Genomic DNA, 10,576 nt, shown 5'->3' with positions numbered 1-10,576 from the left:
TGGAGTGGTGTTTTGCAACCGAGTGGCGGCTCGCTGCGGCTGGCCCTGCATGTGAGCAAGGACGCTGCAGGCAAGTTGAGCGTCACGCTCGACAGTCTCGATCAAAACGCGATGGGCCTGCAAGGCAGCAATGCCGTGCTCAACGGCAACGATTTCAGTTTTGCTATTCCTTCTGTGAGCGGGACCTACAACGGAACGCTAGCCAGCGACGGCAAGAGTATCAGTGGCACCTGGAGCCAGGGCGGTCCGCTGCCTCTCGTTTTCACTCGCCAAAGGCCCGCTCAGCCAAAGGACGTCGTCGGCGATTGGAGCGGTGCGTTGCAAGCAGGAGGCGGCTCGTTGCGCCTGGCCCTGCACGTGAGCAGAGACGCGGCAGGCAAGTTGAGTGTCACGCTCGACAGTCTCGATCAAAACGCGATGGGTCTGCAGGGCAGCAACGCGGTGCTCAAAGGCAACAGTTTCAGCTTCGAGATTCCTACTGTGTCTGGCACTTACACGGGAACGCTCGACAGCGATGGCAAGAGCATAAGCGGCACATGGAGCCAAGGCGTTCCGCTGCCGCTGTTACTCACTCGCGAAACTGGTGGACCTACGCCAACTGCGATGCCGACTCCAACGCCGGCGCCCGCGATGCCTCCCGTTGCGCTGGAAAATCTCAAACCGATCCTGGATCGCGAGTTGGCTCCCGTCCTCGAACATGGATTGCTCAGCAAGCCGAGCGGCGGTGGATTGGTGATCGGCCTGATGGATCACGGCAATCGGCGCATCTTCGCTTACGGCAGCGCAAAGCCGGATTCGATTTTCGAGATCGGATCGATCACCAAGACGTTTACCGGGCTCGTTCTCGCACAGATGGTGGTGCAAAAGAAGGTCACGCTCGATACTCCCATTCGGACACTGCTGCCGGCAGGCCTTGTTGCGAAGCCCGACGGCGCGGAAATCACGCTCGTAGACCTAGCGACGCAGCATTCCGGGTTGCCGCGGATGCCGGATAACTTCAAGCCGCAAAATCCGGTCAATCCATATGTCGACTACCACGCCGCGCAATTGCAGGAGTTCATTGCCAAACACGGCGTCGCCAAACCCGCCGATGCTGGTTTTCTCTACAGCAATCTCGGTTTCGGATTGCTCGGTTACGGGCTTTCATTGCGTGCGGGCATTCCGTACGGACAATTGGTCTCAACCGAAGTCACCGGCCCACTGCACATGAGCGACACTGGCGTCACATTGTCGCCGGCGCAGCGCTCGCGGCTGATCCAGGGTTACGATACGAACCTCGACCCGACCGGTCCGTGGGATCTGGACGCGTTCGCAGGTGCCGGTGCTATCAAATCGACGGCGGCGGATATGCTCACTTATCTCGACGGGCACCTGCATCCGGACAAGTACGCAGCCGGCGCTGCCGCCGATTCACCGGCGGCAACTCTGCCGGCCGCAGTCGCGCTGGATCATCAAGTGCGGGCGAACGTCACTGTTAACGGCAATACCCGGATAGCGCTGGCCTGGATCTTCAATCCGAAAACAGGATCCTACTCCCATGGCGGAGGCACCGGCGGATACCGGTCACTGGCTGGATTCAATCCCGGTCAGGATCGGGCGATAGTTGTGCTCTACAATCGTGACAACCAGGACCCGGCAGCGCCACAGTTGGTCGAACGCGTCGAGGAAAACATCGAGGAGTTGATGACGGGGAAGCCGTCAATCCCGTTGGATTTCATGTCGGCGGATGAACGTCTCGCCCTGCTCCCCCCGACCTTCACGAACAGCTCGATCCAGGGCCCGTATCATTGCACTCTCACGGCGTTTCCGTTGCCGGCCACGATCAAAGATCCCTTCAAAGCTGCCGCGACCGGCGATCTTCATGTCGTTGCCGACGGCAAAGGCAAATTCTCCGAGGGAACCTGGGTTCATCATATCCAGGCACCCGGACTCGATTTGACGTGCAAGCTGAAGATGGTGTCTGGCGGCTATTCGGTCACACCAGACGGAACCGGCAAACAACATAGCTCGTGGAAACTGGTGACCGAAGAATCGCCGCGAGGATGCTTTGCGTTCTTCTCGCCGGCGCGGCCGCCCGTCACCACCGATTCGGAGTCAATCATGACAGATACCACGGGCAAGACTCTCTACTCGACTTCCATCAATCGCTTCGCGGTACTGAGCACCGTCTGCCAGAGCGAGCAGGCGCACTGACCATCGACGAGGGTTTGCGCGTGCGCGGGCGACCGGCGCACAATGCCAGTCGCGACGCCCAACACCATCAGTTTCCCTGCAACGGCGCCCGAGCGAGGTGACGGCAATGAGCGAAGCCAAGCGGGAATCCAAAGGACCAGTGCGCGGATACTTCTTCGACAAATCGGTGGTCGTCACCGGCGCGTCGAGCGGCATCGGCCACGACGTCGCGCTCGCCTTCGGCGAACAGGGCGCGCAGGTCGCGCTGCTCGCACGGCGGCGCGTGCAGCTCGAAGAACTCGCGACGAAAATCAACAAGGCGGGCGGCAAAGCGCTCGCCCTCGATTGCGACGTGACCGATCGCGCGCGCGTTTTCTGGGCGATCGACCAGGTCAAGGAAGCCTTCGGCAAGGTCGACATCCTGATCAACTCGGCGGGCTTGCTCATCGCGGAAACGGTCGAGGAGCTGCGGCCTGAGGATCTCGAAAAGATGATGGCGGTGAACGTCTTCGGCGCGCTCAATGCGATGCAGGCGGTGCTGCCGGTGATGCGCAAGGGCAAGTCGGGCAACATCGTGAACATCTCGTCACTGGCGGGACGCCGGGGCGTCAGCCCTCTCGGCGGTTACAGCTCGACCAAGTTCGCGCTGGTCGGGATGACGGAAGCGCTCCGGGTCGAGCTGTTCAACACCGGAATAAAAGTGTCGCTGGTGATGCCCGGGGTGATCGACACTCCGATGGCGCGCAATGCGCTCAAGCACGACTCGCTGAAAGGCGTATCCGCGATGATGGCGATGCCGGCGCGATGGGTAACGTGGGCGGTACTGGCCGCGGCCGCGTTCGGCCTCACCGAAGTGGACGTCCCTCCCGGCGCCGCAGTCGCCGAAAAACTCGCATCGCTATTCCCCGGCGTCACCGACGCGCTCTTGAGCGTCGGCACTCGCGTCATGCAAGGCGCGGCAACCTTCATGGGCGGCAGCCCCAAGGCAGAGCGGAAGGCGAAGTCCTAGAAGGCTACATCCAGTTCGCGCGACAGGAACGCCAGCTGATCCGCGAGCTCATCAATCGTCGCGTCCATTGGCAGAGTCGCCATATGCCCGGCTTCGGCGCGATAGTGAAGCACGATTGGATGCTTTGACGCCGTCGCCGATTGAAGCATCGCAGCCATTTTCCGCGCGTGCATCGGATCGCATCGCGTGTCCGAATCTCCCGTGACGAACATCACTGCGGGGTACCGCGTGCCGCCGCGCACGTTGTGATAGGGCGAGTACGCGAGCAGGTACCGGAAGTCCTTCGGATCGTCAGCGCACCCGTATTCGCCGATCCAGTAGGGACCCAACGGGTCCTTGTGATGACGCATCATGTCGAGTACCGGACGATGGCAGATGACGGCGCGAAACAGATCGGGACGCTGCGTCAGAGCGGCGCCGACTAGCAGCCCGCCATTGCTTCCGCCCGAAATCGCGAGCTTCGACGATTGCGTATAGCGATTGGCGACGAGCCATTCCGCGGCTGCGATGAAGTCGTCGAATACGTTCTGCTTTCGCTCGCGCCGGCCAGCCTGATGCCACTCCTCGCCGAATTCGCCGCCGCCGCGGATGTTAGCCGACGCGAATACCCCTCCCGCTTCTGCCCAAACCATCGCCATCGTCGAGTAAGCCGGCAGCATGCTGAGATTGTACCCACCGTAGCCGGTCAGCAATGTCGGGCGCGCGGAGTCGAGTACAAGCCCACGCTTGTGGAAGAGGTACATCGGAATCCTGGTGCCGTCCTTCGACGGATACCAGACTTGCCGCAATTCGAATTGCGCGAGGTCGGGAATATTTTGCTGACGCCACCAAACGTCGCGCTCTCCGGTCGCCAGGTCGTAGCGATAGATCGTCGGCGCGTGGTCGAACGAGCTGAAGTAGAAAAACGATTCGCTGCGTTCCCATCGCCCGGTGAATCCTGCCGCGGTGCCGGCGCCCGGCAACTCCACCTCGCGCACAAAGGTTCCGTCCGGTTCGAACACTCGAACCCGCGACCGCACCTCCTCCAGAGATGCCACGACCAGTTTCCCGCCCACGGTCGCCACGCTTTCGATCGTCGCGGGTCCCTCAGGAATGATCTCGCGCCAGTTCTCGCGCGACGGATTGGCGAACTCGACCCGAATGACGCGGCGCCGAGGCGCTTGCCAGTTGGTCAGCATGATGAACGCGTCGCCGGCGTCGGAACCAGTGGAGAAGGCGTCGAGGTCATCGGCTATTGGAATGATCTCGCCTTCGGGGTCGAGCCGCTGAAAATACGGGTCGTTGCGATCACCGCTCTTGGTGCTCGCAGTTCGGTAACCGCTGCCGATCATCAGGTATCGGCCGTTGTCCGACACGAACGCGCCAGCCCATCGCTCGGGACCCCAGTCTGATCCGATTATTTCGCGGTCTTCGGAAATCCCGGTGCCCATGCGATGGAATCTGATGCGCGGACCCTGATCGGTTCTGACCGCGTAGTAGAAACCTCTGCCGTCATGTTTCCATGACGCGTTGTTGTAGCGCGCCCTGGGAAGCTGATCGGATAAGTCACGGCGCGATGCGACATCCATCAGATTGATCGAAAACTCGTCTTCACCGCCGTGGCGCACGCCGTAGGCGAGAACAGAACCATCGCGGGAAATACCGACGATATGAACGCCCGTCATCTGATCTGCGCTCATGGTGTTTGCGTCGACCAGAATTTCTTCCTGGCCGTTTAGTCCGTGACGCCGGCAGATCGCAGCGTGTTGCTCGCCGGCACGTCTGCGAGCGTAGAAGTAGTAACCCTTTCGCTCGATCGGAAAACCCATCGCATCAATCTTCATCGACTCGGCTAGGCGCGCGCGGATGCGTTCCCGGATGGGTGTGTCCAGAAACGGCCGCGCATATTCCTTTTGCGCGGAGAGCCACGCGCGTGTCTCCGGCGCGGCTCCATCTTCGAGCCAGCGATAGGGATCCGGCACTTCGACGCCATGCAGAATTTCGCGGAAGTCACCGCGACGGGTGGTTGGCGGAGGCTGGAACTGATCAGTTGATGCCATAGCGGTTACCTACGACGCGAATGCGCGTTGTTATCGTAATCGGCGTGAAGGCTAGGTGAAAACCAGCTGACTACATGAAGTACGGCTTCGCCATCTCGTCGAATCTGCCGTACATCAGCCACACCTTCACGTTGAATGCGTGCGGATGCTCGACGGGTTCGCGGCCCACCGTTTTCAAACCCAGCTGTTTGTACATCTCGTAGAGCGGCTCGATCGGATTTGTGATCAGCAGCTTGGGGCGCCGCGAAAAAACAAACAGTCGCGCCGTGTCCGACATCATCTTGACCAGGCCCTTGCCCTGGTAAGTCGGGTCAATCACCATCCCGCCGAACTCGAACACTTCCGACGCGAGCATCCCCTTGAACAACGGCGCCGGATAGAGATGGCCGAGCGTCAGCGGCGCGTCCGCCAGGCATCGCGCCCAGAACGCGCCAATCAGCGGCGGACGACGGCGCTCGCTGCCTGCGCCCACATTGTACAGGCCGAAATGGATCGCGAGCGGCCATAGCAGCACGTGCACGCGCTTTTCCTGCACGTTCAGCATTTTCCAGGTGCGGTGGTGGAGCGCGGCAAGTTCGCGCAACCCCAATGGCGTGCCGATCGGACGAACTTCGAGCCGCGCTTCTAAGGCAGAATGCGTTGGAGGACGCAGCGGGGGAGATCGTGGTTCGCGCCTGGGTTTTTCTGACGGGGGCTTTTCTTCGGCAGGCGGTTGTTCGGCAGGCGTCTCGGATGGATTTTCGGGGGTGGCTGACTGCGGCGCACGATCAGGCGTCGGCGACGAGAGCATCGCCTCGATCGGATCGTCGTTCTTCTCGGCCGCCATCAGTGAACCCCGCCGCGCCGCCGAACCCACGGCGACGCCGATTTCACACCACCCAACTTAATGCCGTCCCCGCGGGACAGCTCATCCTCACGCCTTAAGACGCGCGCCCACCGCTATCGTTAAGCGGCTCGACGCCAACCACCACTGGCTCACTGCCGTCAATAATAAGGAATCAAAGCGTCAAGCGAAACACTGTCATGTCCTGAATTTGTGATTTCTTTACGCTGGCGCACGGACAGACGAGCCAAGGAGCAGCCGGGATTCTTCGCGGAGCCTGTCCTGAGCGGAGTCGAAGGGCTCTGAATGACACAAGAAGAAGGCGAGACAGGAAAAAGAACCTGAGAGCAAAAAGGGCGTCCTCGCCATTTTGCGATTAGTACTGGGTGCAGGGGTCACCCCTGCCCAAAGAAGTGTGAAACCCACGGTGGGTTTCACATTAGATAAAGAAAGGGCGCCCGATTGGGCGCCCCCTCCTGCTATTCGAACTGTTCTCGACTATCCGATCTTTGCGTACACCGACTTGATCTGCGTGTACAAATCTATCGCGTACTTACCCAATTCGCGGCCGAAGCCCGACTGCTTGTAGCCGCCGAACGGTGACATCGGATCGATCTGGCCGTAGGTGTTGATCCAGACCGTGCCGGCCTTGAGCTTGCGCGCGATTCCGAGCGCGCGATTGATGTCCTTGGTCCACACCGCCGCCGCCAACCCGTACGTCGTGTCGTTGCCCTGGAAGACGACGTCGGCCTCGTCCTTGAACTTGATCGCCGAGGCGACCGGCCCAAAGATTTCTTCGCGCGCGATCTTCATCTGGTTGTTTACGCCGGTGAAAACCGTCGGCTGAATGAAATAGCCGGATTCCTGCTTGCCCGGCTCGCCGCCAGTCTTGGCGGTCGCACCTTCAGCCTTGCCGGTCTTCAGATATCCCTTGACGCGATCGTGCTGTTCCTTGGAAACGAGCGGTCCCATGCGGGTGTTCGGGTCCAGCGGATTGCCGAGCGTGAGCCCGCTGGCCATCTTCGACAACGAATCGGTGAACTGATCGTAAACGCTCTCCTGCACGAACACGCGCGACCCGGCGCAGCAGACCTGGCCCTGGTTCATGAAGATGCCGAGCGCGGAGCCGAACACCGCTGACGGCATGTCGGCGTCGGGGAATATGATGTTGGGCGACTTGCCGCCGAGCTCGAGCGAGACGCGCTTCAAGTTGCCGGTCGAGGCTTGCAGGATCAGCTTGCCGACTTCGGTCGAGCCGGTGAATGCAACCTTGTCTATATCGGGATGCTCGGCGATCGAACTGCCGGCGCCGGGGCCGAAGCCCGTGATGATCTGCACGACGCCCTCAGGCAGGCCCGCTTCGCAGATAAGTTCGCCGAGGCGAATCGCGGTGAGCGGAGTCTGCTCGGCAGGCTTCAGGATGACGACGTTGCCGCATGCGAGCGCGGGCGCAATCTTCCACGACGCCATCAGCAGTGGAAAATTCCACGGGATGATCTGTCCGCACACGCCGACCGGCTCGCGCAGCGTGTAGTTGAACATCGAGGGGTCGGACGGATTGGTCTCGCCGTAAATCTTGGTGGCGAAGCCGGCGTAGTAGCGGAAGGTCTCGGCGGCGCCGGGGATGTCGATATTCTTGGACTCGAACAGCGGCTTGCCGTTGTCGAGCGTCTCGAGCTCGGCCAGTTCCTCCGCATGTTTGTCGATCAGTTCCGCAATCTTGAGCAGCACATGGGTGCGCTGATGCGGACTCATGCTCGCCCACTTGCCTTCCTCGTACGCTTTGCGCGCATGCTTTACGGCCTCGTCGACGTCGGCCTTGTCGCCCTCGGCGACGAGCGCGAGCACTTGCTCGTTGGACGGGTTGAGGGTCTCGAAAGTTTTGCCGGATTTTGACGGCACCCATTTTCCATTGATGAGAAGTTTTTTGGGCGAGCTCTTGAGGAACTCAAGCGCTGCGCTCGACTTGGCGCCGCGAGTCGCGGACTCCAATGACGCTGATGCTGATGCCATTTTCGTAATCTCCTGTGTTTGATGTGCCCGAGCGGTAATAGAGCCTGATTAACACTCGAACCTTAATAAATCGAGATGCATTCGGCAAAGTGAAATGTGGGCGCGTGGCCCTTGCTATTGCTATTGTGAGCGGCAATCGCGTCAGTGGCATTCAAGCAAACACCCCTTATCGCGCAGTACCTGAGCGTCAAGCAGCGCGTCCCCGACGCGATCCTGTTTTTTCGCCTCGGCGACTTTTACGAAATGTTCTTCGAGGACGCCGAAGTCGGCGCGCGCGTGCTCGACATCCAACTCACCTCGCGCAACAAGGACGGCGTGCCGCTGTGCGGCGTGCCCTACCATTCCGCCGAGCCGTACATAGCCAAGCTGTTGAAGGCGGGCCACAAAGTCGCGATCTGCGAGCAGGGGACGCCCGACCCCAAGACTCCCAAGCTGATGCCCCGGCAGATCGTTCGCGTGATCACGCCGGGCACCGTCGGCGAAGAAATGGTGCTGACCGCAGCCGAGAAGAGTTACCTGGTCGCAGTCACCGGTGCGGAAGGCGCGGGATTTACGCTGGCCGCGCTCGACGTCTCGACTGGCGAATTTCTCGCTACGCAAGTTCGCGAGGCCACGACGCTGTGCGAGGAAATCGCGCGGATCGCGCCGCGCGAAATAGTAATCGCCGCGCGGGACGGTGAGTTGGGTGCGTTGCTCAAGGATCTAAATTGTCCGTTGACGACGCTCGATCACGAATCGTTCAGCGCCGAGCGCGCGACCGCGGCATTCTCGAATCGGTTCGCGAGCGCCGCCACGGATCTCGACGAATCGATCGCGCACACGGCAGGAATCGCGTTGCTGTATGTCGAAGACACCTTCGGCCACGACCTCGCGCATATCGCGGCGCCGCGTCTCTACCGCATCGCCGAGTACATGCTGGTGGACGAGACCACGCGGCGTCATCTCGAACTGATCGCTTCGACCGACGGCGGGCGCAAAGGTTCGTTGCTGTCGATTCTCGACGAAACGCTGACCGCGGTCGGCGCGCGCACGCTTTGCAACTGGATTATCTATCCGCTGCTTGCACGCGACGCGATTAGCGCGCGGCACGACGCACTCGAAGAACTCTTCGATGCGGACCTGGGCGGCACGTTGGCGGAGTCGTTGAAGCGAATCGGCGACCTCGAGCGGCTGGCGGGACGAATCGGTGCGATGCGCGCGTCGCCGAGGGACTGTCTGCGCCTGGCGGACGCGCTCAAAGCGGATGAGTCACTGAAAAAAGCGATGGGCGCGCTCAAGAGCCTGCTCATCCGCGAGCAAGCCGCGCGCATCTCGCCGATGCCGGCGCTGGTCGCACAAATCGCCGCGACGCTGTCCGATGAGCCTCCTGTGAATCCGCGCGACGGCAACGTCATCCGTGTGGGCTTGAGCGCCGAGGTGGACGAGTTGCGCAGCCTGGCGACCGGCGCACGCGGCGTGATCGCGAAGCTCGAGGCAACCGAGCGCGAGCGCACCGCTATCCCGTCGCTCAAGGTCCGCTACAACAATATTTTCGGCTACTACATCGAGATCACCAAGACGAATCTCGAGCGGGTGCCCGCCGACTACCAGCGCAAGCAAACTCTGGTCAGTGCCGAGCGCTTCACCACGCCGGCGCTCAAGGAGCTCGAGCGCAAAATCCTGACGGCGGAATCGGCGCTCAAAGAACTCGAACTGCAGATTTTCACGAAGCTGCTGCGCGACTTGCAGGCGCACGCCGCGACGATTCTCGAAACCGCTCGCGCCGTTGGCGAATTCGACGCAGTGATGTCATTGGCGAAGGTCGCGCGGCATCGCGGCTACGTGCGGCCGAAGATTAACACCGGCCTGCGGATTCGCGTGCGCGACGGACGCCATCCGGTGCTCGAAGCCGGGATGCGCGCGGGCGAGTTCGTGCCCAACGACCTCGACGCCGAGCCCGACACGCGGCAAATCCTGCTGATCACCGGCCCCAACATGGCCGGCAAGTCGACCTACCTCCGGCAGGTCGCGCTGATCGCGATCATGGCGCAAATCGGCAGCTTCGTTCCCGCCGCCGAGGCGACTATCGGGCTTATCGATCGCGTGCTGACGCGAATCGGTGCGCGCGACGAACTGCGCCGCGGCGAGTCCACCTTCATGGTCGAGATGAGCGAGACGGCGCGCCTGCTCAAGGGCCTCTCGGAGCGCAGCCTGCTGTTACTCGACGAAGTTGGGCGCGGCACCAGCACCTTCGACGGGCTTGCGATCGCGTGGGCGGTCGCCGAATACCTGCACGATCAGACGCGCGCCAAGGTGCTGTTCGCGACGCACTTCCACGAGCTGACCGACCTCGCGCGCGAGCGTCCGCGCGTCAAGAACCTGAGCATGGCGGTGCGCGAATGGGGCGACGAGGTGATTTTTCTGCGTCGCGTCATCGAGCAGCCGTCGTCGCGAAGTTACGGTATCGAGGTGGCGCGGCTGGCCGGATTGCCCGATTCGATCATCACGCGCGCGCGCGAAATTCTCGCCAACCTCGAGCAA

6 protein-coding genes are annotated in these 10,576 nt (G+C 61.5%); 3 read left to right on the top strand and 3 right to left on the bottom strand.

Features of this window, described 5'->3' with window-relative positions; genetic code table 11:
* Positions 1–2,193: serine hydrolase domain-containing protein (locus VIW95_RS01960; RefSeq protein WP_331583483.1), on the top strand; the 2,193-nt coding region annotated here is incomplete at its 5' end.
* Positions 2,194–2,299: 106 nt separating this feature from the next.
* Positions 2,300–3,181, top strand: a complete 882-nt coding sequence (locus VIW95_RS01955; protein ID WP_331583481.1) for an SDR family oxidoreductase — start codon at positions 2,300–2,302, stop codon at positions 3,179–3,181.
* Here the strand turns inward: VIW95_RS01955 and VIW95_RS01950 are convergent.
* The 3 genes from VIW95_RS01950 to VIW95_RS01940 all read right to left on the bottom strand — a co-directional run bounded on the left by VIW95_RS01950 (position 3,178) and on the right by VIW95_RS01940 (position 8,056).
* Positions 3,178–5,220, bottom strand: coding sequence for a prolyl oligopeptidase family serine peptidase (locus VIW95_RS01950; protein WP_331583479.1), 2,043 nt, complete (start codon positions 5,218–5,220; stop codon positions 3,178–3,180). The two genes, VIW95_RS01955 and VIW95_RS01950, sit on opposite strands and share 4 nt — an antisense overlap.
* 70 nt (positions 5,221–5,290) lie before the next feature.
* The gene (locus VIW95_RS01945) at positions 5,291–6,046 is read right to left on the bottom strand and encodes a hypothetical protein (RefSeq protein ID WP_331583477.1); all 756 of its coding nucleotides are present in this window, start codon (positions 6,044–6,046) and stop codon (positions 5,291–5,293) included.
* A gap of 495 nt (positions 6,047–6,541) precedes the next feature.
* Positions 6,542–8,056 (bottom strand): aldehyde dehydrogenase family protein, encoded by a 1,515-nt coding sequence (locus VIW95_RS01940; protein WP_331583475.1) that lies wholly within the window; start codon positions 8,054–8,056, stop codon positions 6,542–6,544.
* A 144-nt stretch (positions 8,057–8,200) separates the two neighbouring features.
* Between VIW95_RS01940 and mutS the strand changes: the two genes are divergently transcribed.
* A partial coding sequence (gene mutS / locus VIW95_RS01935) for a DNA mismatch repair protein MutS (protein WP_331583473.1) occupies positions 8,201–10,576 on the top strand: 2,376 nt, incomplete at its 3' end.

It is taken from the genome of Binatus sp. (SeqCode) (assembly GCF_036522015.1).
Lineage (GTDB): Bacteria > Desulfobacterota > Binatia > Binatales > Binataceae > Binatus.
This window is presented reverse-complemented; position numbering and strand designations above follow the sequence as displayed.